Consider the following 23986-nt stretch of genomic DNA (forward strand, 5'->3'; position numbering starts at 1 on the left):
GCAACACCGCCTGATTCGCGCTGGAGCGCTCGACGCGCCGCGGCTGGATTGATAAGCCGCTGTCCGCGAATGACGGACTTTGAGTCGGGGACATGACGGTTGCGATCGAGATGGGGCAGACCACGGCAGGCGCCGCGGCCGCCATGGACCTCGAGGAACTGCTGGCGACCCGTCTCCTGGTGCAGGGCAATTCGGGCTCCGGCAAGTCGCATCTCTTGCGGCGGCTGCTGGAGCAGAGCGCGCCCTGGGTGCAGCAGGCTATCATCGATCCCGAGGGCGACTTCGTCACGCTGGCCGAGCGCTTCGGCCATCTGGTGATCGAGGCCGAGGATCACACCGAGCGCGGCCTCCAGGTCGCGGGCGAGCGCGCACGGCTGCATCGCGTCTCCACCGTGCTCAATCTCGAAGGTCTTGACGCCGAGAACCAGATGCGGCGCGCGGCTGCGTTCCTTGGCGGGATGTTCGACGTCGACCGCGATCATTGGTACCCGATGCTCGTCGTCGTCGACGAAGCGCAGCTGTTTGCGCCGGCGGTGGCGGGCGAAGTCTCGGACGAAGCACGCAAGCTCTCGCTCGGCGCCATGACCAATCTGATGTGCCGCGGCCGCAAGCGCGGGCTTGCCGGCATCATCGCGACCCAGCGCCTGGCCAAGCTCGCCAAGAACGTCGCGGCGGAAGCCTCGAACTTCCTGATGGGGCGGACCTTCCTCGACATCGACATGGCGCGCGCCGCCGACCTGCTCGGCATGGAGCGGCGGCAGGCGGAAGCCTTCCGCGATCTCGAGCGCGGCCAGTTCATGGCGCTGGGGCCTGCGCTGTCGCGCCGGCCGCTGCGCCTCAACATCGGCCCGACCGAGACCAGCCCGCGCAATTCGACGCCGCGGCTGATGCCGCTGCCGGAGGCTACGCTTGAAGATGCCCGCGCGGTTATCCTCGCCGCACCGCCGCCCGATGCCAGCCGGCCGCAGCGACGGCCGGCACCGGATCTGCTCGAGCAGCTTCGCGCGGCGAAGGCCGCCGCGGTGCCGGAGATTCGGCTAGAGGCGGTCGAGGCTCCCGTCAGTGCCGAAGAGCTCGCCGAGCGGCGCGAGCGCGTGGATCGCACGCTGCGTGCCGTGATGGCCGAGCCCGATGCCGGCTTCCGCGCCATCGGCGTGCTCTATCAGGAGTTCGTGGTCCGCTGCCGCATCGAGGGCTTAGGGGCGGCGGTGCCCGATCTCAACGAATTCCGGCGCATGCTGACGCATGCGCGCGCCGGGCTCGGGACAGATCTGACTGACGACGACGCCTGGCAGGACGTGGCGCTGCGCGCCTCGATCCTGCCCGATGACATGCAGGGCGTGTTCATGATGATCGCGCGCGCGGCGAAGGAAGGCTGGCCCTGCCCCGGCGATGCCGCAATCGCCCGCGCCTACGGCTCGCACTCGCTGCGCCGCGCACAGCGCCTGCTCGGCTACATGGAGGAGCAGGGCCTGATCGTCGTCCAGCTCGACGGCGGCGGCCGCCGGATCGTGACGCTGGTGGAGCTCGCCTGGGCGACCGCGCCGGGCGATCCCAACGGAGATGATCAGCCAGCGGAGCAGGTCGCGAGCGCGGCGTCGGCTTGATTGGTACTACGAATGAGATGCGCTCCCTCTCCCGCTTGCGGGAGAAGGTTGGGGAGAGGGTCTCTCCGCAAAGGGACAGCCCCCAAGAGCCCTCACCCGCGCCTTCGGCGCGACCTCTCCCGCAAGCGGGAGAGGTTGGGACCGTCAGGCCGCCTCGGAGCCGCCGAGATAGGCGTCGCGGATGCGGGGGTCGTCCTTCAGTGCGCGCGCGGGGCCAGACAGCACGATCTTGCCGGTCTGCAGCACATAGGCCTCGTGCGCGATCTCGAGCGCGAGGCTGGCGTTCTGCTCGACCATGAACACCGAGACGCCCGCCTGGTTGATGCTGCGGATCAGCTCCAGCACGCGATCGACATAAAGCGGCGACAGGCCCATGGTCGGCTCGTCCATCACGATCATGCGCGGGCGGCTCATCAGCGCACGCGCCATCGCCACCATCTGCTGCTCGCCGCCGGACAGCGAGCCGGCGCGCTGCGACAGCCGCTGGCCGAGCTTCGGGAACAGCGTCAGCATCCTGTCGAGATCCTGCGCTATGGCGTCGCGGTCGTTGCGCACGAAGGCGCCCATCAGGATGTTCTCGCGCACGCTCATGTCGGCGAACAGCCGCCGCGCCTCCGGCACCGAGGCGATGCCGCGGCGGACGATCTGCGGCGTGGTGAGCCCGATCAGCGAAGCGCCGTCGAACGTCACCTCGCCCGATCGGGGCTTCACCAGGCCTAAGATGATCTTCATCGTCGTCGACTTGCCGCTCGCATTGCCGCCGAGCAGGCAGACGATGTGGCCGCGCGCGACCGTGATCGAGAGGTCGAAATGCACCTGGGCCTGGCCGTAGAAGGTGTTGACATCAGACAAAGCCAGCAGCGGTTCGGGAGCAGAGTTCGTCATGCCGCGCTCTCCTGCTCCGCCGCCCCTGATAGCCCGTGGCCGAGATAGGCCTCGATCACCTTGGGATCGGTTCGCACCTGCTCGCCCGGCCCTTCCGCGATCTTCTTGCCCTCGTCCATGACGATGACGCGGTCGGACAGGCGCATCACCATCTCCAGCTTGTGCTCGATCAGCAGGATGGTCAGCCCTTCGGCTTTCAATTCGGCGACGAGCCCCTGCATCTCCGCGGTCTCGGTCGGATTCATGCCGGCGGTGGGCTCGTCGAGCAGAAGCAGCCGCGGCTTCAGCGCGAGCGCACGCGCGATCTCGACGCGGCGGCGGTTGGCATAGGAGAGGCTATAGGCGGGCTGGTCGATGCGCGGCAGCAGCCGCTCGCCGAAACGGGCGAGGATCGCTTTGACCTCCTCACGCAGCCGCTCCTCCTCGGCCCTGACGCGCGAGGGACGCAGCAGGGCCAGACCCAATTCCAGCAGCGGACCGATCACCGGCACGGCCGGCTTCACCGCGCGCAGTCGCGTGTGCGCGCCGATCAGGACGTTGTCCATGACGCTGAGATTGCCGAACACGCGGCCGAGCTGAAAGGTGCGCGCGATGCCTTCGGCCGCGAGCCGCTCCGGGGACAGGCCGGTGATGTCCTGCCCTTCGAAGCTGACGGTGCCGGCATCGGGCCGGTCAAGCCCGGTGACGAGATTGAACAGCGTCGTCTTGCCGGCGCCGTTCGGGCCGATGATGCTGATCAGTTCGCCCTTGGCGAGATCGAGGTCGATCGTATCGACCGCGGTGAGGCCGCCGAAACGGCGCGTCAGGCCGCGCAGGGACAGCATGGCGTGAAGCTGCTTCTCCATCAGACCGTTCCCAACAGGCCCTGCGGCCTGAACCGCACCAGCAGCAAGAGAACGATGCCGTAGATCAGGATGCGATACTCCGCCGCGATCCGGAACACCTCCGGCAGGCCGACCAGCGCGACCGACCCGACAATCGCGCCGACGACGTTGCCGAGGCCGCCGAGGATCACGACGGTCAGCGCCAGGATGGATTGCTGCGTGTTGAAGGTCTCGTGGTTGATGTAGGAATAAAGATGCGCGGCGATGCCGCCGCTGACGCCGGCGGCGAAGCCGCCGAAGATGAAGGCGATCGACTTGTAGCGATTCAGGCTGAGGCCATAGGCGCGCGCGGCGATGTCGTCGTCACGGATGGCACGAAAGCTGCGGCCGAGATGCGAGGTGAGCAGCCGCCCCTGCAGCAGCGCCAGCACGACCATCACCGCAAGGCTGAACCAATAGACCGAGGTCGGGCTGATCAGGTCATAGCCGAATAGAGCCAGCGGCGGAATGCCGGAGATGCCGATCGGGCCGCGCGTCACGCTCTCCCAGTTCAGGATCACCAGCGCCACGATCTCGCCGATCGCGAGCGTCGCGATCGACACGTAATGCCCGCGCAGGCGGAAGGACGGCGAGATCAGGAGCGTGCCGAGCGCGGCGCTCATCAGGCCACCACCGATGACGGCAAGTCCGGCCGGAACGGCCAGCGTCAGCGACAGCAATGCGGAGGTGTAGGCGCCGATCGCAAGCAGCGCAGCATGCCCGAGCGAGACCTGCCCCATCGTGCCCGCAACCAGCGTCAGGCTGAGCGCGAGCATGCCGAGCAGCCAGGCGTTGATCAGGGTCTGGAGCACGTAGAAGGACACCGGAAACAGCGGCAGGATCGCAAAGCCGGCAACGGCGGCCAACAGCGCCCAGCGCGGAATATTCACCGGGCGGCTCGGCGCGATGAACGTGCCGGTGAGCGGCTCGGGCGGCGCCTGCCGTGCGCTGACGAACAGGCCGTTCGGCCGCAGCACGAGCACGACGACGAGCAGCAGGAACGCGAACAAATTGCGGTAGCTGGTGCCGAGCACGGCGACGCCGTAGCTCTCGACGAGGCCCAGCAGCAGGCTGCCGATCACCGCGCCCGGCACGTTGCCGGCGCCGCCGACGACTTCCGCGACGACGCCCTTGAGCGTCGCCTGAAGGCTCATCGCCGTATCGATCTGGTTGTAGTACATGCCGACCAGCATGCCGGAGACGCCGCCCAGCGCCGCCGCGATACCGAACACGGCTTGATTGACCCGGTTGACGTCGACGCCCATCTGCATGGCGGCGTCGCGGTCCTGCGCGGTGGCACGCACGGCCCAGCCGAGCTTGGTGTAGCGCAGGAACACGAACAGCAGCAGCGCACTGGTGAGGCCGACGCCGGCAATGAGCAGATCAAGCGGCCCGATCGTCCCGCCACCGACCTGGAAGCGGACATCGGGCAACTGGCTCGGCAACGCGCGCGGATTGGGCGAGAAGATCAGCATCACCAATTGATCAAGCACGAAGCTGATGCCGATGGTCGCGAGCAGCGGCGCGATCCGCACCGAGTTCTGCAGCGGCCGCAGACCGAACCGCTCGATGATCAGACCGACGATCGCCGCGGCCACGGCGACCACGATGATGGTGAGAGGCAGCGGCGTGTGCAGCTGCACCACCGCGATCCAGCCGATATAGGCGCCGACCAGATAGATCGAGCCTTGCGCGAAGTTGATCAGCCGGCTGACGCCGAAGATCAGCGCGAGCCCGACTGCAACGAGCGCGTAGACATTGCCGACGATCAGCCCGTTGATGGTGTGGTCGAGCCAGGAGGACACGCAGCATTCCTAATCAGGGAGAAAGCGGCCGGAGCGATCGCTTCGGCCATCACATCAGGTCGGCTTGCCGTCCCACAGCGCGAACTGGCCCTTGCGCACGACGAGTTCGGCGTTCATGGCGCCCTTGACGCGGCGGCTCTCGACGTCGAACGTCGCCTTTCCGAAGATGACGCTGGAGACGTCTTTCACCTTGGCGAAGGCATCGCGAATGGCGCGGCGGTCGGTGCCGCCGATCTTCACCACGGCAGCGGCCATGTTCATCGCGTCATAGGAATAGGCGTTGAAGGCGTCGGGCTCCTGCCCGTTGTACTTGGCCTTGAAGCCCTCGATGAACTTCCTCACCTCGGGCCGCGGATCTTGCGGGAAATAGCGCGTGCCGAGATGGACGTCCTCGACCGCCTCGCCGCCGAGCTCGATGAATTTCGGCGAGTACACCGAGCTGGCCGCGCAGATCGTCTGCTTCAGGCCGACTTGGCGCGCCTGGCGCGCGATCAGCGCGCCGTCGGAATAATAGGAGATCAGGATCAGCCCGTCCGGGCTGGCGTCGCGCACGCGCACCAGGGTGGAGCGGAAGTCGCGTTCCTCGGCGATGTAGCCCTCGGTGATCGCGACCTCGGCGCCGTATTCTTTGGCCGCCTTGACGAAATGATCGCGGCTGGTGCGGCCCCAATCGGTGTTGAGGTGCAGCACCGCAAGCTTCTTCAGGCCGAGCCGTCTGACGGCGTAGGACGCCAGCAGCGGCTGCTCGTCGGCCTGGCTCACGGACGTGCTCCACATGAAGTCACCGCCCTTGGTGAAGTCGGGGTGCGAATTGGTGAAGCCGAACTGCACCAGGCCGCCGCGCTGATAGATCGGGGAGGCCGCCATCGAGGCGGGACTGGAGAAATCGCCGAGCTCCATGACGATGCGAGGGTCGGAGACGAATTTCTGGGCGATCGCGACCGACTGGCGCGGATCGCTCTGGCTGTCCTCGAACTGGTAGGCGAGCTTGCGGCCGTTGATGCCGCCGGCGGCGTGAATCTCGTCGAGCGCGAGATCAAAGCCCTGCTTCCACTGCGCGCCATATTGCGCGTTCGGTCCCGTGAGGGGGCCGCTGACCCCGAGCAGGATCGGCTCGGCGGATTGCGCCAGTGCGGCGCGCGAGAAGGCTGGGCTCGCCATCATGGCGGCGAGCGAGCCTTTGACCAGGGTACGGCGATCGATGTTGCTCATGCACGGCTCCATCCATTCAATGTTGATACAGCAGCAATTCTCGTGCCGGTGAGATTGCCTATTTCGAGGGCTCGCCGAGCGACAGCATCAGCCGGTTCGCCCAGTTGAAGAACGCGGCGCCGTTGATGACGTCGACGATCTCGGCGTCGTCGAGACCGGCGCGGCGCAGCTCGGCGATATTGTCAGGCCCGAATGCGATCGGCGTTGCGGCCAACGCCACCGAGGCCTTGACCACCGCATTCCAGCGCTCGCCGAGATCGGCCCCAACGCCCTCGTCGAGCAGGCGCTGGACGTCGTCGCGGCGCTTGGAATAGGTGCTGGCGAAGCGCGCATGCACGGAGGCGCAATAGATGCAGCCGTTGAAGCGCGAGGTCGCGGCAGCGGCGAGCTCGCGCTCGGCGCGCGGTAGGCCGTCGGCGACGTTGTAGAAGATGTCCTTGTCGGTCTTGGTGCGGGCTTCCAGCACTTCGGGATCGCGCACCAAGAGACGAAAATATTCCGACTTGGCGCGGGCGCGGTCGACGAGGCCGGCGTAGTGCCGCTCGGTCAGCTCGGCCTCGGGCAGCGGGTCGATCCACGAGACCCAGCCGAGCTCGTCCTGGGTGAAGACGACGGGCGGATTGACAGTGCTCATGATTGGGCCTCCTACGCGCTTGCGGCGGCGAGCGTGCGCAAGCCGCTGACGACGCGCACCTGGAACGACAGGAATGCAACGAGCTGGGACAACGTGACGATGCCGGTGGCCGACCAGCCGGCAGCCAGCAGCGCCTTCATGTCGGCGGACGCGGCATCGCGCGGGTGGAAGACAAGGAGATGCGCGTGCTCCAATGCTGCGACTAGCCTGGGGCCGAGGACAGGCTTGCGCTCCGCGCTGACGCGATAGATCAAGCCGGCCTTGTTCTCGATCGACAACGGACCGGCCGGATAGGCGCCGTATGGACCCGAAGTCTTGCCGCGCTCGATCTCGGCGTTGATCGCATCGAGCAGAGGCGCGCCATCCGCGTTTGCGGCGAGCTTGTCGCGATAGAAGGCGGCAACGGGGGACTCGCCGTGGAGCCCGGTCACGAAGGCCGCGACCGCGGCGCGTTCGGTACGCGAAATATCGCCGGCGTCGACCGGCTCGAACAAAGCGAGATAGCTCTTCTGCGCATTCTCGCGCGCCTGCAGGCGGCGCGCGCGGATGGCGTCGAGCGTGGAGCCGGGCTCGATGCCGGCGAGCGTGTCGATGATATCTTTCGGTGCCATCATTCAGCCTCGTGCAACGCGACTCTATTCATTTCCGGCTAGCCTGCGAGGGCAACGTCTTTGGCGGCCGTCCGGGCCCAGCCCAGCACTGGGGCGACCTTGTCGGCGACGAGCTCGATCGAGCGCAGGACGTAAGGATGCGGCGCATCCACTGAATGTACCTGAAAGACGAGATCGGTCACCCGTTCCAGCGTGGACTCGGCACGAAGCGAGGCGATGACGTGGTCGGCATCGCCGACATGGGTGTCGAACGCGGTGATCATCTCTTCCAGTGTCTCGCCCGGCGGAAGGTGTCCGCCCTTCATGAATTGCGGCAGCGCGCGGCGCAGTCCGATATCGGCGAGGCGCAGCGCCTCGCGATGGTCGTCGGCAACGAAGATGCTGCGCGAGGCCATGATGCGCGGCTCGCAGCCCGGCGGCAGCGCTGAGAGATAGGCGTCGATGATCGGGTTCTGGATTTCGGCGAGCGTCGCGTTCGGCGCATCCTTGGCCCGCGGCTGCGTGCGCGAGAGCAGGAGGCCGTCGCCGGCCTTGCCTGCGCGGGCGCCGCCGGCAACGGAGAACGTCGCCTGCCAGATGCGCTTATCCAGTTGCGGCCGCTGCGGATAGAGCGTGTCGCCGCCATCAAGCGGCTTGCCGGTCAGGGCCTTGCGCACGATGTCCAGATTGCGGGCAAAGATCTCGTTGCGCTGGGCGCTGTCGAGGCCGAAGGCGGCGAAGGCCGACGGGTTGCCGCCGGTGCCGACGCCGAGCTCGAAGCGGCCGTTGCAGAGGAGATCCAGCACCGCGGCGTCCTCCGCCACCCGCACCGCGTTCTCCAGCGGCAGGGTGACGATGCCGGTGCCGAGGCGGATGCGCGAGGTCTGCGCGGCGACATAACCCAGGAACGTGAAGGGCGATGGCAGGCCGCCCTCGCGCTCATGGAAATGATGCTGCGCGATCCACGCGGAATCGAGCCCGGCCTTTTCGGCGCGCACGATCTGCTCGGCGGCGAAGCGATAGCGGTCCGCCGCCGGCGCCTCGTCGAGCAGCCGCGTGAAGAAGCCCAGGCGTTTCAGGTTGGCAAAGCGTTTCATACGATCCCTGTCGGGCGAGGATGGGTCCCGATGATGTCGGTTGCCGCAGCTCCCGACAAGCGGGCATTACGCAGGGCACATACGCAAGATTCCTGCGCAAGGCTGATCGCAAGGCTGCCCGCCGGATCGCCTTGATGTGGACTCTGGGCAGGCAGATTGCCTACCAGCTCGGCAGCACCGCGCCCTTGAACTTGGTCAGGACGAACTCCTTGACTTCAGGCGTGTGATAGCTGTCCACGAGGATCTTGACCCAAGGCTTGTCCTTGTCGGCGCTGCGCACCGCGATCAGGTTGACATAGGGCCCCTTCGGATCCTCGCGCAGGATCGGATCCTTGACCGGATCGAGGCCCGCCTGGGTTGCATAGTTGGTGTTGATCGCGGCGGCATCGACGTCGTCGAGCGCGCGCGGTGCCTGCGCCGCGTCGACCTCGATGAACTTCAGCTTCTTGGGATTGTCGGTGATGTCGAGCACGGTCGGCTTGAAGCCGGTGCCGTCCTTCAGCTTGATCACGCCCTTGTCGCGCAGCAGCAGCAGCACGCGGCCGCCATTGGTTGGATCGTTCGGGATCGAGACCTTGCCGCCCGCGGGGATGTCGCCGAAGGCCTTGTGCTTCTTCGAATAGACGCCGATCGGGAAGTTCACGGTCAGGCCGACGGATTCGATCTTGTAGCCGCGGTCGGCCTTCTGGTTGTCCAGGTAAGGCTGGTTCTGGAACGAATTAGCCTGGATCTCGCCGGCATCGAGCGCCGCGTTCGGCACCACGTAATCGGAGAACTCCAGGAGCTGGATGTCGAGGCCCTGCTTGGCGGCGATCGGCTTCACGGCTTCGAGGATCTGCGCATGCGGCCCGGGCGTCACGCCGATCTTGATGGTCTCGGCCGCGGCTGCGGCGGACCATGCGGCCAGCACGGCAGAGAGAATCAGGGGAAAGCGAAACGACATCTTGGTCTCCTTAGGTCTTGCGGCAACGGAACCGTATTCCCTTTTCTGCGATGCGAAATCAATGAAATGGAAATCCATATTGGGCGCGGCTCGGGGCCAGCCTTTCTCCAATCGGCCGCAAACGGAAAACGAATGCAGAGTGCGACAAAGTGCGCGCGTAACCCGGACGAAGCGCCGCGCAAGCAGGGCTGCTGCCGCTCGTGGCAAGAAGCCCGGATTGCACTTTCGTTCCATCCGCAGCCGGGCCGGCGTCCTTCTCTTTGACTCCACCACGCCCGACGTGCTGAGTTAGCGCGCACTGAGCCGGTGGCGACGAAGTGGGGATCATCCAATGAACGAGAACGAAATCCGCAATCTGGTCGCAGAGGTGAAGCAAGGCACGCTGTCGCGGCGCTCGTTCATCAGGACAATGGCCGCGGTCGGAATCGCAGCGCCGATCGCGAGCCAAATCCTGGTCTGGCACGACGTCGCAATGGCTGACGCCACGCTGCCGTACAAGCCGGCCAAGGCCGGCGGCGGCGGCACGCTCAAGATGCTGCTCTGGCAGGCGCCCACGCTGCTCAATCCGCATTTCGCGCTCGGCACCAAGGACCAGATCGCCTCGCGCATCTTCTTCGAGCCGCTCGCCGGCTGGGACAAGGAGGGCAACCTCATCCCCTGCCTCGCCGCCGAGGCTCCGACCAAGGCGAACGGCGGCCTTGCGGCCGACGGCATGAGCGTGATCTGGAAGCTGAAGCGAGGCGTGACCTGGCATGACGGCAAGCCCTTCAGCGCCGACGACGTCGTCTTCACCTGGCAATACGCCGCAGATCTCGCCACCGCGGCCTACACCACGGGCTCCTACAAGGACATCAAGGTCGAGAAGATCGACGACCACACCGTCAAGGTGATCTTCCGGGCGCCGACGCCGTTCTGGGCCGATCCGTTCGTCGGCTCGGTCGGGATGATCCTGCCGAAGCATCATTTCGGCGAGTATGTCGGGGCCAAGTCGCGTGAAGCGCCGGGCAATCTGAAGCCGGTCGGCACCGGCCCGTACAAATTCGTCGAGTTCAAGCCGGGCGACATGATCCGCGCCGAGCGCAATCCCGACTATCACATCAAGAACCAGCCGCATTTCGATATGCTCGAGATCAAGGGCGGCGGCGATGCGGTGTCTGCGGCGCGCGCCGTGCTGCAGACCGGCGAATACGACTTTGCCTGGAACATGCAGGTGGAGGAGGAGGTCCTCAAGCGCATGGAGGCCGGCGGCAAGGGCAAGCTCGACATCACGCCTTCCGGCAATGTCGAGTTCATCATCCTCAACACGACCGACCCCTGGACCGAGGTCGACGGCGAGCGCTCGAGCGTCAAGACCAAGCATCCGACGCTGTCCGATCCCGCCGTTCGACGCGCCATCAATGTTCTGATCGACCGCGATTCGATCCAGAAGTTCATCTACGGACGCGCCGCCATCGCCACCGCGAGCTTCGTCAACGCGCCCAAGCAGTTCAAGTCGCCGAAGCTGAAATACGAGTTCGACATCGACAAGGCCAACAAGATCCTCGACGAGGCCGGCTGGACCAAGGGCGCGGACGGCATCCGGGAGAAGGACGGCAAGAAGCTCAAATACGTATTCCAGACCTCGACCAACGCGCCGCGCCAGAAGACGCAGGCCATCATCAAGCAGGCGTGCCAGAAGGCCGGCATCGACATCGAGATCAAGGCGGTCACCGCCTCCGTGTTCTTCTCATCCGACGTCGGCAATCCCGACACCTACTCGAAATTCTATGCCGATATGGAGATGTACAACACCACGCAGCCGCAGCCCGATCCGGAGCGCCTCTTGAACCAGTGCGTGTCCTGGGAGATCGCCACCAAGGACAACAAATGGCTCGGCCGCAACAATTCGCGCTATTCCGATCCCGAAGCCGACAAGGCCTACAAGGCCGCGCAGAACGAACTCGATCCGGTCAAGCGCGCCGCGCTGCTGATGAAGGTCGACGAGATCTTCTGCGAGGCCAACGTGTTCCTGCCCCTGCTCTCGCGCCACGTCGTCAACGCCGGCGCCAACAATTTGATGATCGACATCTCCGGCTGGGACACCATCACGTGGAACCTGGCGGCGTGGTATCGGACCTGAGGGGCTCGTGAGCGCGCCTATGGTTGCAGCGCAGCGCGGGATTCAGATCGCGATGCCGAATCCCGTCCACTGTGTGCTCCAGATCACAGCGGAATCGCGCACCATCGCCTACAAAGATCGGGCATGGCCGCAAACAAGGTAACGGCGGTACGCACGAGGCTGGGAAGACGATCAACAGCTACGGACTTTGCGAAGCCGTCAGGATGAAGAATCCGGCGGCTTTTTCCTTGCTTTGCGCGAGCGGCACCCGCGAGACCGCGTGCAGCGGGCACGGATCCCGCCTGGCGCTATGAAGCGCCCGAGCCCTTCTTCTCCTCACGCTCTTCCTCGATCTGGCGTTCGGCTTCGAGCCAGAACTCCAACTCGCGATTGCTCGGCCGTCCCGCCTGCTCCCAGAGCTCATAGGCGCGTGTGCGCACCTTGCCACGGCGCATCATGCGAAGCAGCTTTCGTTTCAGTTCCTCGGCGAAGCTCCTGAAGCGTTGCCCGGTGGTTTCGTCCCTGACGAGCGAAGCCGCTCGCGTTGCGAGTTCGATCTGGTGCTCTAGCTTCTTCTGTTCGTCCACCGCCGAAACTGCCGTGGGAAAGGGTTCTTGTCGGAGCCGTGCGGAGACTAAATTCCCTTCCCCGACGGTCCGTTCCCTGAGGTGCGGCGTTTCGGAAAGGACGAAGGTCGCACCATCAGTCCAGCCGAAGCCGCCGGCGCCGCTAGTGCCACGTCGTGTCGGCTTCGACGACCACCACCCTGATTTCAGGATCCTCAGTCGTGTTGCAGGTGCAGGGCATGCCCTCGCCGCAGCGGCAGCCGCCGAGCTTCTCGCTCCAGACCCGGAGCGGATGGTTTTCGCAGACCCATCCAAGACCTTGGCAGAATGGGCAGGCCTTGTCGGTCACAGCGTATCCGGCGTCCGCAGCGTGTTCGACCCGTCCTCGTTGCGCAGCTCCTGCTCCGCCGCGTGCCAAAATTCCTCCTCGCGGCCTTCGGGCTTGCCCGCCTGCTCCCACAATTGGTGCGCGCGTTCTCTGATCTCTTGCTCGGTCGGCTCGGACAATTGCACCTCCTGCTTGGAAGCACGGCCCCACCCTGGGGGGTATGGGGGGCTTGGAGGCGGGGCCGTGCAGGCCAGCGATCGGCGGCGATGCTGACCCGCGGAGTCAAGTTTCAACCATGTGCAAGAGTTCCTACACGTCTGCCCGTGCCGGATGGCCGGCTTGTCCCGGGGCGTGCATGCCTTTCCACCCGGCATTGCGCCGATGTCGGATGCACGTGGGCCGTTACGTCATCCGAACCCAGACGCCATTACCCGCGGACGACTTCACCGCAGCATCGATCAACTTCACGCCGGCAAGGCCATCCTCGACCGTCGGGAAGACGACATCGGGATGCGGCTTTTCACCGGCCGCTGCCGCGCGGATGGCGCGCGCCGCCTCGGCATAGATCGTTGCGAAGCCTTCAAGGTAGCCCTCGGGGTGCCCCGATGGAATGCGGCTAACGCGGGCGGCCTCGCCCGATGCGCCGGCCCCGCCGCGGGTCAGGAGCTGCCTGGGCTTGCCGTAGGGTGTGAACCACAGGTGGTTCGGATTCTCCTGCGCCCATTCGAGGCCGCCTTTGCTGCCGTAGACGCGCAGCGTGAGCCCATTCTCATTACCGACGGCAACCTGGCTCGCCCACAGCATGCCCTTGGCGCCGCCCTTCCACTTGAGGAGAATTTGCACATCATCGTCGAGCCGCCGCCCCTCGACGAAGGTCGACAATTGGGCAAGCAATTCGTCGAGCTCGAGCCCGGTGACGAAGCAGGCAAGATTGTAAGCATGGGTGCCGATGTCGCCGATGCACCCGCCGGCGCCGGACCGGGACGGGTCGGTGCGCCACGCCGCCTGCTTCTGGCCGCTGGTTTCCAATGGCTCGGTCAGCCAATCCTGCAGATACTCGACCTTGACGAGACGGATCTCGCCGAGATCGCCATTCGCGACTATGGCGCGCGCCTGCCGGACCATGGGATAGCCAGTGTAATTGTGCGTGACGACGAAGACCCTGCCGGTCTTCCTGACCAGCGCCACCAGTTCCTCGGCCTCTGCAACGGTCGTCGTCAGCGGCTTGTCGCAGATGACGTGGATGCCGGCTTCGAGGAAAGCTTTCGCGACCGGGCTGTGCAGGTGATTGGGTGTCACGATCGAGACCGCCTCGATGCCATCCGCTCTCGCCGCTTCAGCCCGCGCCATCTCCTCGAAAAAGCCATAGGCCCGGCCGTCAGCGATACCGAGCTCCTTTGCGGAAGTCTTGGCGCGAGCCGGATCCGACGCGAGCGCGCCGGCGACCAGCTCGAACTGGTCGTCGATGCGCGCGGCAATGCGGTGGACTGCACCGATGAAGGCGCCCTGGCCCCCGCCGACCATGCCGAGGCGGATACGGCGATGGCCGCCGGTTTCATTGCTTGCTTCGATCGCCATGTTGCACCCTCTCTTTTAGGAGATGCCGAGCATCTTGCGGTTGGCAGCCGCGTCAGCGCCGCTGCCTGCGAAATCGTCGAAAGCTTTCTCCGTCACCCGGATGATATGGTTTCGGATGAACTCGGCGCCCTCGGCCGCGCCTTGCTCGGGATGTTTCAGGGCACACTCCCACTCGAGCACCGCCCAGCTGTCGTAATCGTATTGCGTGAGCTTGGAGAAGATGGCGCCGAAATCGACTTGACCATCGCCGAGTGAGCGGAAGCGGCCGGCACGGTCGACCCAGCTCTGGAACCCGCCATAGACGCCCTGGCGACCGGTCGGATTGAATTCGGCGTCCTTGACGTGAAACGCCTTGATGCGCTGGTGGTAGATGTCGATGTAGTCGAGATAGTCGAGCTGTTGCAGCACGAAGTGCGAGGGATCGTAGAGCAGGGTCGCGCGCGGATGATTGTTCACCCGCTCGAGGAACATTTCGTAGGAGACACCGTCGTGGAGGTCCTCGCCAGGATGGATCTCATAGGCGAGATCGACACCGTGCTCGTCGGCATAGTCGAGGATAGGCCGCCAGCGCCTGGCGAGCTCATCGAAGGCAGTCTCGATCAGGCCGGCGGGACGCTGCGGCCAGGGATAGACATAAGGCCAGGCAAGCGCGCCGGAGAACGTCGCCTGCGTACTGAGCCCGAGCCGCCGGGACGCCAGGATGGCGCGCTTGACCTGATCGACGGCCCATTCCGTGCGGGCCTTGGAATTGCCACGCACGTCCGGCGCTGCGAAGCCGTCGAACGCCGCATCATAGGCCGGGTGAACGGCGACGAGTTGGCCTTGCAGATGGGTCGAAAGCTCGGTGATGGAAAGGCCGTGACGAGCCGCAATGCCCTTCACCTCGTCGGCATAGGCCTGAGACTCCGAGGCCTTGTTCAAGTCGAAGAGCCGCCCATCCCAACTCGGAATCTGAATCCCCTTGTAGCCAAAAGAGGCGGCCCATCCGCATATCGCATCGAGCGAATTGAACGGCGCCGCATCGCCAGCGAACTGAGCGAGGAATATCGCAGGCCCTTTGATCATCTTCATCGAGTGCTTCCTTCCTTGGACGTTTCCGGGGCGCGCTTTTCCGCGCACTTGGTTCGAGGATGCCGGCCATCAAGGGAGAGAGCAATACCGGACTATGCAACGAGAAAAGCTTCAAACGGCCGCAGGACAGATCCAGGCCGCAGCTTCATCGCTTCTGCAACACTGTGGAGAGCGCCGAACCATCGTTCAAAATCGAGAAGATTTCTCGCGAGGATAGATGCTCTGCGGCCTCCTCGAAAGTCTCGCTCGCATCGACCTTGGCACGGCCGACCGCCAGATTGGCGTCGACCGTGTCGGGTCTGATGGGACAAGGCGGCGGCAGCTGCGCGAGGTGGAAGGCCAGGAGCGCGGGGTCTTGGCGCAGCTCCACCAAGGCGGGGCTGCCCCCTAGGTCCGCGGACGCGCTGAGTTCGTTCGCTCGCCGCAGGACGGGAGGCGGCTCTCGTTCTTCCGGAGTGACAAACAATCTTCCGGAGACGGGCCTGGCGGTCAGCGCGCCTATGGGAACGGCGAACAGCAGCCCAACGATGACCGGCGACATCCAGAGCAGAAGCGGCAGCGAAACGGCGTAGGCGCTTGCAGCCATCGCAACGCCGCACAGGGTCGGAACGCCGTATTTGCGATAGAGCTCGCGCCGCTCCACCGTGCCGTCGTCGCGCCTTTGCGTCTGCCAGCCGGCATCGCGGCCGGCCAGAATCTCGATCACAGCGATCGACTGAAAGATCATCATCACCGGCGCCATCAGCGCGGACACGATGATCTCTGCGAGAACTCCGGCCGAAGCACGCAACGCGCCGCCGAACTGGCGTCTCATCGGGCCTCGCATCCAAACGAGCACGAGGCTGAGCAGCTTCGGCAACAGCAGCAACCCCATCGTGGCGACGAACACCCAGATCGCAAGCACGGGATCCTGGGCCGGCCAGGTCGGAAACAACGAGAACCCCTTCGGAAAATACTCCGGCCGCACGAAGCGAGCCTGCAGCGAGATCAGCATTCCCAGCAGCAGGAACAGCAGCCACAGCGGCGCCGTCAGATACGCTCCTATGCCCACCATGAAATGCACGCGCGATACCCAGTGGAGACCCCGCGCTGGCACGACAGCCAGATGCTGAAGATTGCCCTGACACCAGCGTCGGTCGCGCGCCGCGAAATCGAGCAGCGAAGGCGGCACCTCTTCGTAGCTTCCGCCGAGCGTCGGCAGCATGTAGATGCCCCACCCGGCGCGCCGCATCAGCGCAGCCTCGACGAAATCGTGGCTGAGGATGTGCCCGCCGAACGGCTTCCGTCCCCGAAGCTGCGGTAGCGCCGCCTCTTCAGCAAACGCCTTCACCCGGATGATCGCATTGTGGCCCCAGTAATTGCCTTCGGAGCCGTGCCACCAGGCGACGCCGGCGGCGATCATCGGTCCGTACAGGCGGCCCGCGAATTGCTGGACTCGGCTGAACAGGCTTCGTGCGTTGACGACCATGGGGAGCGTCTGAACGAGGCCGGCGCTCGGATTGCTCTCCATGGCATGGGCCAGTCGGACGATGGTCTGCCCGCTCATGAGACTGTCGGCGTCGAGCACGATCATGAAGTCGTAGGCGGCGCCGAACCGAGTGATCCACTCGGAGATGTTGCCGGCTTTCCGAGCCGTGTTGTCGGCTCGATGGCGATAGTACAGCCTTGGCGTTCCGACGGCTTGTCGCAGCGCGAGGAGCGCTTTTTCCTCGGCGACCCAGATGTCGGGATCGGTGGTGTCGCTCAGAACGTACCAGTCGAACAGCCTTCCTTGGGAGGTCGTCTCCAGGGATTCGATGATCGCGCGAAGCCGCGCCGTCAATCGGTGCGGATCTTCATTGTAGGTGGGAAGCAGCATGGCGGTGCGGCTTGCGATCGCAGGCAGCTCCTCGTCCGGCGCAAAGGCGCCCGGACGATGGGCCAGCAGCACGAAGAAGCCGGCCAGCGCGGAGGCGAACGAGAAGGCGACCCAGGCGAGCAAGACCAGGAAGAGCGCCAGCACCATGGCTTCAAGGATGGTGACGCCGCCGACCTGCAGCACGCGATACATCTCATATCCGCCGGCCCCGGTGAGCGCCGCCGTCGAGAGCAGGATGAGGCCGCGCCGCCAGGCCATGGCGGGGGCAACCGGCGCAGGAATACGGTCGGGCACCAGGCTTTTTCCGAGGTCGCCAGGAGCCATCGGAAGGGGGGCCTCCGTCGGCAGCAGGCGCTGGGTCGCGATATCGCCGACAATCGGCCGCGGTGCAGTGCTCAGGGTGCCCATCGGTAGACCCAGATTTCCGACAAAGGCTTGTCGCCTTCTGCCAGGAATGCCCGCAGCTCGATCGGCTCGCCTTTGACCCGGCACTGGAAGCTGAGCCGCCAGCCACCGGTGTAGGGATTGGGCTGCGTGACGATGTTCTTCACCTCGGACTTCTCCGCCGTCACCACGCCTTTGACAGCGGCAGGATCGACGCCCTTGAGGTTGTCGCCATGCAGATCGAGCACGAACAGGCGCGCATCTCCGCCCCTCGCCCCGATCCCGCTTCGCGTGAACCTGGCCAGCGAATGCGGCTTCGGGCTATCTGGCCCCCAATGCAGCCGATAGGTGTAGTTGTGTTCGCCCTTGGCCTGGAGCGGGCTTTTCGGCCGCCAGAATGCGGCGATGTTGTCGTGGATCTCCTCCTTGGTCGGAATCTCGAACAGCACGACGCCGCCCTCGCCCCAATCGCCGATCGGCTCCATCCAGAGACTTGGACGTTTTTCGAAACTGGATTCGATATCCTGGTAGGCGAAGAAGTTTCTTTCCCGCTGCATCAGCCCGAAGCCACGCGGATTGAGATCCTGGAAGGTGCTGATCTGGAGATCGTGGGGATTGCTGAGCGGCCGCCAGAGGCTTTCGCCCTTCCCGTTGAAGATCGCAAGGCCATCGGAATCGTGGACGGAGGGGCGGAAATCGTCGATGTCGTTGCGGTCGTTCGGACCATAAAAGAACATGCTGGTCATGGGCGCGAGACCGGCGCGCGGCATCTCGACGCGCGGGTAGACCGACATTTCGACGTCGAAGACTGTCGTCTCCCCGGGGCGCACCGTGAACCGGTAGCTCGCGGCGCAGCTCTTGCTGTCGAGCAGAGCATGGATCACCAACGATGTCGCACCCGGCGCCGGCCGCTCGAGCCAGAAGGCCTTGAAGAGCGGAAATTCCTCGCCCTTGGCTTCGCCCGTATCGATCGAAAGTCCCCGGGCGGAGAGCCCGTACGTCTGCCCCTTGGCCACGGCGCGGAAATAGCTCGCGCCCAGGAAGACGCAGACCTCGTCGTAATAGTCGGGACGGTTCATCGGCGCATGGATGCGGAAGCCCGCGAATCCGAGATCGCTGTCCTCGAACGCCGGGACCTTCTCGCCGAAGGAGAAGTCCGCCTTGCGGTACTTGAGCTCGGATGCCTTTCCGTCCGCCACCTCGAAGATGTTCACCCTGTTCTTGTAGAAGAAGCCGCGGTGGAAGAACTGCGCCTCGAACGGAAGATTCTTGCCGCGCCAGAGCGCCCGCTCGGGCAAAAAGCGGATCGAACGATACTGATCGTAATCCAGGTCCTTCAATCCGCTCGGGAGCTTCTCGTCCGGCGCCTCGTAGGGCTTGCTCGCCAGCTTCCGTGCCAGGTCCCGCACGGTGGACGGACCGAACATGTCGTCCGAAGGCGCGGCCAGACTGCATCGGGGAGCGAGCAGCAACGCCGGCAGCACTGCCGACCCTTGAACAAGCTGGCGTCGGTTCACGTGCTCTCCCTACTCGCTACTGCTGCCCCGGCCAAGCAAACGACCATCACGCACGCGAGTTCCAACCGGCCCAGTTCCACCCTCGCGCGCCGCCCGCGTGAGATCGCCGGCTGATTGCGACACGGCTTCGCATCCTCGCGACGACTTTCGCCCGAGCTTTGCTTCGTCACTCCACCCTCTGAAGAGGGCACAGGGAAGGCCCTCGGGATGAGCCGGGATGGGCAGGTTTTATGCGGTATTTCCGAATTTCGGCTCAATACCATGAATTTTGGCCGGCGCGACAGCCAAAGCCTTGCATGTCATTTCCCGGCAACGAAGTAAAAATCCTGCCGTCCCGAGACCGATCCGTAGCTGAACGGCTTTTGTGCACGATTGGTCGCCTCCATGACGTCGTCACGCACGACGTCGAACAGCCGGCGCACCTCGAGGCCGGGCTTGCGCATATTATTGACGAACGCCGTGGCGAACGGGCTGTTCCTGCCCTCTCCGTCGAGCGCCATCTCTCCGTCCTTGGCGGCATACACCACCAGCGTGCCCGCCTCGGGCTCGATCGCCGCAAGGCCGCGCGACACCGAACGGGACGCCAGCGTCATGGTGCGCTTCATCTGGTTGGCGAAGGGATTGTCGCGGCAAGCATCGAGGACGATGAGGCGCAGCCGCTTGGCGCGTTCCGCCGCGTTCAACACCTGGTCCAGCGCCACGGCTTCGAAGCTGACGTCGCGGTCGGAGGCTATCTTCGCGTCGATCGGGATCAGATAGTTGACGCCGCCGACCTCCATGCCGTGACCGGCGTAATATACCATCGCCCAGTCGGCGATTTCCGCCTGCCTTGCAAAGTCGCGCAGCGCCGCGGTCAACGCATCCTTGCGCAGATCGGTCAGCAGCGTGACGGAATCGAATCCGGTGATCTTGAGCGCTTCGGCGACGAGCGCCGCATCGCGCGCCGGATTGGCGAGCGCCGCGACATTCTCATAAGCGGAGTTTCCGACCACGAGCGCGATGCGCCTGTCATTTCTACTCGACGGTCCCGGCAGCGCGATGACCGGCGTGGTGGTGGCGGGAACGGTCTTGATGGACGTATCGTCCAGCGCTGCGAGGCGTTCGCGCGCCTTATCCATCGCCCATTTCGCGCTATCGTACTTTTGCGGGGCAGCCAGAGCTGCGTTGAAGTCGGCACGGGCCTTTGCGACCTCACCCAGCTTCTCGAACACCATTCCGCGGTTTACCAGCGCGCTCTGGTGTTGCGGATCATTGCGCAGCGACTGATTGAAATCGGCGAGGGCTTGATCGTACCTGCCCTGAAGGAGATAGATGTCGCCGCGGTTGTTGTAGGCCAGCGTCGTCCTCGGCAAAAGCCGGATCGCCTCGCTGAAATCGGCCACGGCACGCTCGGACTGGCCGGTGTCCCGATAGGACAGTCCGCGATTGTTGAACGCATAACCGTAGGTCGGGTCAATGCGAATGACCTCGGAGTATTCGGCGATCGCCCGGGCGTGGTCGCCCTTGCCGGCATAGAGCCGCCCTCGATTGAAGTAGGCGAACTTGAACCTCGGATTGATGCGGATCGCTGCGTTGTAATCCGAAAGCGCGCGCTCGGAATCACCTGCAGCGGCATAGGCCATGCCGCGGTCGTTCAAGGCGTTCAGATTGTTTGCATCGAGCCGGATCGACTGGGTCAGGTCGGCGATAGCCCGATCCACCTCGTTCCGGCGAAGCAGGGCGGCGCCGCGATGCTGCCAGGCAAGCGCGTATTTCGGATCGATGCGGATGGCCTCGCTGAAATCGGAGATGGCGCGATCGTAGTCGCCCTTGTCGCCATATTCGGCGCCGCGATTGTCGAACGCCACGGCGTCGCGCCCGCCGCTCTTTGCGATCAGCCGCGAGCACGCGGCGATGCGGTCTTCATGGCCGCGCTGCGCGCAGATTGTCCGATCGTCTGCGGCCGCACGATCAGCGGCTGCCAGAGAAGCGAAAAAAAAGAAACTGAAAACCAGTGCAATCCGATTCCGCATGGTCGCCACCCTGCTGCCGAGCCCACAATATAGATAGTGGAAGGCGGCCACACCTGTGATGGTGATCACAGAACCGTCGGTTGCCAAAGCTCGGAGCGGGGCATCAACATCACGCAGATGCGGCGGCGCGCCGCGGTCACCCCAGCCACACTTGCCATTCGCCAATCAGCCTCGATTCCAAATGCCGGGACACAGTTCCGCGTTCTCGCGGCTGAATTCGCCCGAGCTTTGCCTGGTCACTCCACCCTCTTGAGCCAAGAGGGCGCAGGGAAGGCCGGGTGCTGACATCGCACCCGCGGTCCGCTGCGCGAAATGCACACGCAGGAAGAACCGCACAGCAGCATACAGGTGGTGCCGATCACTCGGCCTTCCCTGCGCGATGGTCGGACGGCTTATGCCGCGCTCTCCCGGGAGCCGAGTTCCTTCGGGCCTCCCTCGCGCTCGCGGAATTCACCGGCGCCCGCGCCGGTTGACGCGACTACCGCCTCCGCAAGAGCTTGACCGTAGCAACGACGGCCAGGACCACACGGTTTTGCCGTACGCACGGCCCGCCATTTCGCCGCAGTATTCCCTGGCACCGTCGACAGCGCCGGAAACTTGCAAGACGAGACGAGACCTAGCAGCGCCGTTCGTCCGCGCGCGGCCGCGAGCTCACCGGGGACTACCCTCCCTGCCCGCTACCCTTCGCGCCCGACGCTGCCGCGTCCACCGCAAGCCCGGCTCGCGATCAAGACGACGACGCGATCGCCCCTCAGGATGAAGCCGGGATGGGCGGAGGTGTACGATATTTCCGAATTTCGGTAAAGGGGAATATTTTTGTGGGAAAGAGTTGACGGGTGGCGAAACAGGGTAGGATGGGTAGAGCGAAAGCGAAACCCATCGATACCGCCCGCCGTGGAACACGATGGTTTCGCAAGTGCTCTACCCATCCTACAGACCCGTCAGCCAGCGCAAGCTCATTCGATTTCAGTTACGTAGGACGTCCATTCGAACGCAAAGGGGCCGATCTTCGACAGCTTGGTTTCGCTGTCATCTCCGTTTTCGTACGCAAAGTCGGACCAACGCACGACGTCGTCGCTTCGCGACACACGTGCCGTGATAGCTCCGCAGCCAAGGTCTCCGCATTCCGGACAAACATACAGAGCTACGCGGTTACTCTCACCGACCGAAACGGCCGACGTCAGAAGTCGCGCAAGTCTGTCGTTGAGGCGAACGGCAAGCTCGGGCTCTCGTTGAGGGACTGAAAGACAACCGGACAAATCAAAGCTGGAGGCACCGGTGACGGCAAAGAGAGATTGGCCATTGACGACAAAATCGAACGTGTACCGCTCCTTCTTCGCGGGGCTTCCGCAACCGCTCCGATGAAGCACTACGAGTTCAAGCTGGTCGGACATTTCCTATCGCTCTGCGCCCAATTGCCGATCAATGCAGCGCGCGCGACGCCGCGCGCCAGCTATAGGACCAGCATAACGCAATCCGCTAGCATCGAGCCGAGTGCACGCGATACTCTGAAAAAACATCAGCTGTTTAGCTGGATTGGTAGCGGGGGAGCGCTACCACCTTTCCCCACACCGACCAAACCTACGATTTTTCATCCAATCCAGCGCATGAAACCTATTGGGGCCCGGCCCCACGCTTACTCTCTTGTGAAGGGCAATTGGCAATGGCGCATGACCTCCGACCGGAAAAGCTGCCGCCATCTTAACTGGCGCCGAGATAATCAGCTTCCTTTGTTTCGCGGCGAACGCATAGTTTTTTGCTGTGTTGGTGCGAGCTTATCATTTCCGCCGCTCAGAAGCCCATTCAATCACCACGCAAGTTCGGCGGCATCAGCATTGCCACCCTGCACTAAATACTGCGCCTCCGCGGCTGACTGGAACATTCTCATCGCATGCGCCGGCATCTGAGATCACTTGCTTTGCCGAAAGGATCGGAGACATCGAATGCATGAAGGGATCGGCAATTGCCGTCCAACATGCAAGCACGCCCGGCACTTAGCGCAGTCTTACGAACGGCCCAAGCAGCGATTCAGCGCAGAATGGGCGAGAGTGCTGCTCGCGCACCAAGGGCCGCGGCGAAAAGCCTGCCGATAAAATGTTGCACCAACGGATCGTTCCGCGGCCGGTCGGCAACCACGTGAGTAAAGGTACGGGTTCGCGCCCTAATCAACTCCCTCGTGTCGCTACCCGCGCGCCGCGCAATTCCGGCGAGGATCAAGCAGGACCAGCTGAACACAGGCCGCTCCAAAGACCCGGCCTTCCGTTACATATCCAGGACCAAGAATGCGGTCCTCGGGAACCGCTACATCCCGAAATGAACTGTACCGCTCGCCGTAAGTCTCTGGCCGGAGCCATCCCAATCGCCTGGATCCTGACGCCAGGCTGGTTGGTATCGACAACTACGGCGATCCGCTTGCGCTCTGGTCAGCCGCTACGATCAAGTGATCCGGCGTACAGGGTGCCAGTCGCGTAGTATTCGTGACATTGAGCTGTAGTTCCGCCTCCGTCCTGCGTCATCGCCGTTCGTTAGCAATCCGCGGTCCCGACACTTATCCCGTTTGTCGCGACCCCGATCAGGGTGTGGTTGGCGGTTATGTAGCCCTTAGCTTTTCCTCTGCGGCCGCAGCAAACGACCGCCTCGAAATGAAGCCATCACTTCGCTCATCGAACGATCGGAGCTTGCTAATTCGTGCAATTTGTATCTGGATAGGATCAGCGCGAGTTGCATTGCCTGGTAGGCGCACCAAGCATCGACTACCTGCTCCGGTGCGAATGGGTCTCTCCCATTCAACCACTCATGGTAGGAGGCTGCAGGCTGCTCGTAAGGCGTAACGAGGTTCCGGCACTCGAATTCAGCGCGTTAAAATACGGAAGGCTCTGCCGAAAAGAACTGTCGTTTGCCTGACGACCATCCCGTCATGGGTCGGCCCGCCTCTATG

19 protein-coding genes are annotated in these 23986 nt (G+C 64.3%); 2 read left to right on the top strand and 17 right to left on the bottom strand.

Annotated features, from left to right (window positions below):
* Positions 1 to 92 precede the first annotated feature (92 nt).
* A complete protein-coding gene (locus ACM43_RS19070; RefSeq protein WP_271542102.1) occupies positions 93 to 1607 on the top strand; it encodes an ATP-binding protein in 1515 nt (504 codons plus the stop codon).
* Between the two features lie 144 nt (positions 1608 to 1751).
* Here ACM43_RS19070 and ACM43_RS19075 read toward each other — a convergent pair whose 3' ends face one another.
* The 8 genes from ACM43_RS19075 to ACM43_RS19110 form a co-directional block, all read right to left on the bottom strand.
* Positions 1752 to 2492, bottom strand: a complete 741-nt coding sequence (locus ACM43_RS19075; RefSeq protein ID WP_271542103.1) for an ABC transporter ATP-binding protein — start codon at positions 2490 to 2492, stop codon at positions 1752 to 1754.
* Positions 2489 to 3337 (bottom strand): ABC transporter ATP-binding protein, encoded by an 849-nt coding sequence (locus ACM43_RS19080; RefSeq protein ID WP_198399649.1) that lies wholly within the window; start codon positions 3335 to 3337, stop codon positions 2489 to 2491. The genes ACM43_RS19075 and ACM43_RS19080 overlap by 4 nt, the downstream gene beginning before the upstream one ends.
* Positions 3337 to 5160, bottom strand: a complete 1824-nt coding sequence (locus ACM43_RS19085) for an ABC transporter permease (protein ID WP_271542104.1) — start codon at positions 5158 to 5160, stop codon at positions 3337 to 3339. The genes ACM43_RS19080 and ACM43_RS19085 overlap by 1 nt, the downstream gene beginning before the upstream one ends.
* Before the next feature lie 54 nt (positions 5161 to 5214).
* Positions 5215 to 6372, bottom strand: a complete 1158-nt coding sequence (locus ACM43_RS19090; protein WP_271542105.1) for an ABC transporter substrate-binding protein — start codon at positions 6370 to 6372, stop codon at positions 5215 to 5217.
* Positions 6373 to 6430: 58 nt separating this feature from the next.
* Positions 6431 to 7006 carry an alkylhydroperoxidase domain protein gene (locus tag ACM43_RS19095; protein WP_271542106.1) on the bottom strand — a complete coding sequence of 192 codons (576 nt, stop codon included), beginning with the start codon at positions 7004 to 7006 and terminating at the stop codon, positions 6431 to 6433.
* Between the two features lie 11 nt (positions 7007 to 7017).
* Positions 7018 to 7617 carry a CMD domain protein gene (locus ACM43_RS19100; RefSeq protein ID WP_442869322.1) on the bottom strand — a complete coding sequence of 200 codons (600 nt, stop codon included), beginning with the start codon at positions 7615 to 7617 and terminating at the stop codon, positions 7018 to 7020.
* A gap of 38 nt (positions 7618 to 7655) precedes the next feature.
* The gene (locus ACM43_RS19105; RefSeq protein WP_271542108.1) at positions 7656 to 8693 is read right to left on the bottom strand and encodes a putative FMN-dependent luciferase-like monooxygenase; all 1038 of its coding nucleotides are present in this window, start codon (positions 8691 to 8693) and stop codon (positions 7656 to 7658) included.
* Positions 8694 to 8853: 160 nt separating this feature from the next.
* Positions 8854 to 9636 carry a MetQ/NlpA family ABC transporter substrate-binding protein gene (locus ACM43_RS19110; RefSeq protein ID WP_271542109.1) on the bottom strand — a complete coding sequence of 261 codons (783 nt, stop codon included), beginning with the start codon at positions 9634 to 9636 and terminating at the stop codon, positions 8854 to 8856.
* A 331-nt stretch (positions 9637 to 9967) separates the two neighbouring features.
* Here ACM43_RS19110 and ACM43_RS19115 point away from each other — a divergent pair, with 331 nt between their 5' ends.
* A complete protein-coding gene (locus tag ACM43_RS19115) occupies positions 9968 to 11755 on the top strand; it encodes a peptide ABC transporter substrate-binding protein (RefSeq protein WP_157281966.1) in 1788 nt (595 codons plus the stop codon).
* A 287-nt stretch (positions 11756 to 12042) separates the two neighbouring features.
* On the opposite strand, the gene ACM43_RS19120 is transcribed toward ACM43_RS19115, so the two are convergent.
* The 9 genes from ACM43_RS19120 to ACM43_RS19160 all read right to left on the bottom strand — a co-directional run bounded on the left by ACM43_RS19120 (position 12043) and on the right by ACM43_RS19160 (position 22442).
* The gene (locus ACM43_RS19120) at positions 12043 to 12321 is read right to left on the bottom strand and encodes a DUF2934 domain-containing protein (protein ID WP_271542110.1); all 279 of its coding nucleotides are present in this window, start codon (positions 12319 to 12321) and stop codon (positions 12043 to 12045) included.
* 142 nt (positions 12322 to 12463) lie between these two features.
* The gene (locus ACM43_RS19125; protein ID WP_246732151.1) at positions 12464 to 12649 is read right to left on the bottom strand and encodes a hypothetical protein; all 186 of its coding nucleotides are present in this window, start codon (positions 12647 to 12649) and stop codon (positions 12464 to 12466) included.
* A complete protein-coding gene (locus tag ACM43_RS19130; RefSeq protein ID WP_157281972.1) occupies positions 12646 to 12807 on the bottom strand; it encodes a DUF2934 domain-containing protein in 162 nt (53 codons plus the stop codon). The genes ACM43_RS19125 and ACM43_RS19130 overlap by 4 nt, the downstream gene beginning before the upstream one ends.
* 223 nt (positions 12808 to 13030) lie before the next feature.
* Positions 13031 to 14206 carry a Gfo/Idh/MocA family protein gene (locus ACM43_RS19135; protein WP_271542111.1) on the bottom strand — a complete coding sequence of 392 codons (1176 nt, stop codon included), beginning with the start codon at positions 14204 to 14206 and terminating at the stop codon, positions 13031 to 13033.
* 15 nt (positions 14207 to 14221) lie between these two features.
* Entirely contained in the window at positions 14222 to 15277 is a 1056-nt protein-coding gene (locus tag ACM43_RS19140; RefSeq protein WP_271542112.1) for a sugar phosphate isomerase/epimerase family protein, read from the bottom strand.
* Positions 15278 to 15422: 145 nt separating this feature from the next.
* Complete coding sequence (gene mdoH, locus ACM43_RS19145; RefSeq protein ID WP_271542113.1) at positions 15423 to 17543, bottom strand: glucans biosynthesis glucosyltransferase MdoH; 2121 nt, start codon at positions 17541 to 17543, stop codon at positions 15423 to 15425.
* Complete coding sequence (locus tag ACM43_RS19150) at positions 17531 to 19036, bottom strand: glucan biosynthesis protein G (RefSeq protein ID WP_271542114.1); 1506 nt, start codon at positions 19034 to 19036, stop codon at positions 17531 to 17533. Before ACM43_RS19150 ends, mdoH begins: the two co-directional genes overlap by 13 nt.
* A 299-nt stretch (positions 19037 to 19335) precedes the next feature.
* On the bottom strand, positions 19336 to 20883 hold the full coding sequence (locus ACM43_RS19155; protein ID WP_271542115.1) for a tetratricopeptide repeat protein: 1548 nt from the start codon (positions 20881 to 20883) through the stop codon (positions 19336 to 19338).
* Positions 20884 to 22004: 1121 nt separating this feature from the next.
* Positions 22005 to 22442: a hypothetical protein gene (locus ACM43_RS19160; protein WP_271542116.1), complete on the bottom strand. Its 438-nt coding sequence runs from the start codon at positions 22440 to 22442 to the stop codon at positions 22005 to 22007.
* Positions 22443 to 23986: the final 1544 nt, after the last annotated feature.

Origin of the sequence: Bradyrhizobium sp. CCBAU 45321, assembly GCF_028128975.1 — a bacterium.
Lineage (GTDB): Bacteria > Pseudomonadota > Alphaproteobacteria > Rhizobiales > Xanthobacteraceae > Bradyrhizobium > Bradyrhizobium yuanmingense.

What these genes read in the sequence shown, in the direction of transcription:
- ACM43_RS19070 (WP_271542102.1), top strand. Translation starts at nt 93, where the DNA reads ATGACGGTTGCGATCGAGATGGGGCAGACCACGGCAGGCGCCGCGGCC.
- ACM43_RS19075 (WP_271542103.1), bottom strand. Translation starts at nt 2,492, where the DNA reads ATGACGAACTCTGCTCCCGAACCGCTGCTGGCTTTGTCTGATGTCAAC.
- ACM43_RS19080 (WP_198399649.1), bottom strand. Translation starts at nt 3,337, where the DNA reads ATGGAGAAGCAGCTTCACGCCATGCTGTCCCTGCGCGGCCTGACGCGC.
- ACM43_RS19090 (WP_271542105.1), bottom strand. Translation starts at nt 6,372, where the DNA reads ATGAGCAACATCGATCGCCGTACCCTGGTCAAAGGCTCGCTCGCCGCC.
- ACM43_RS19095 (WP_271542106.1), bottom strand. Translation starts at nt 7,006, where the DNA reads ATGAGCACTGTCAATCCGCCCGTCGTCTTCACCCAGGACGAGCTCGGC.
- ACM43_RS19100 (WP_442869322.1), bottom strand. Translation starts at nt 7,617, where the DNA reads ATGGCACCGAAAGATATCATCGACACGCTCGCCGGCATCGAGCCCGGC.
- ACM43_RS19105 (WP_271542108.1), bottom strand. Translation starts at nt 8,693, where the DNA reads ATGAAACGCTTTGCCAACCTGAAACGCCTGGGCTTCTTCACGCGGCTG.
- ACM43_RS19110 (WP_271542109.1), bottom strand. Translation starts at nt 9,636, where the DNA reads ATGTCGTTTCGCTTTCCCCTGATTCTCTCTGCCGTGCTGGCCGCATGG.
- ACM43_RS19115 (WP_157281966.1), top strand. Translation starts at nt 9,968, where the DNA reads ATGAACGAGAACGAAATCCGCAATCTGGTCGCAGAGGTGAAGCAAGGC.
- ACM43_RS19135 (WP_271542111.1), bottom strand. Translation starts at nt 14,206, where the DNA reads ATGGCGATCGAAGCAAGCAATGAAACCGGCGGCCATCGCCGTATCCGC.
- ACM43_RS19140 (WP_271542112.1), bottom strand. Translation starts at nt 15,277, where the DNA reads ATGAAGATGATCAAAGGGCCTGCGATATTCCTCGCTCAGTTCGCTGGC.
- mdoH (WP_271542113.1), bottom strand. Translation starts at nt 17,543, where the DNA reads ATGGGCACCCTGAGCACTGCACCGCGGCCGATTGTCGGCGATATCGCG.
- ACM43_RS19160 (WP_271542116.1), bottom strand. Translation starts at nt 22,442, where the DNA reads ATGTCCGACCAGCTTGAACTCGTAGTGCTTCATCGGAGCGGTTGCGGA.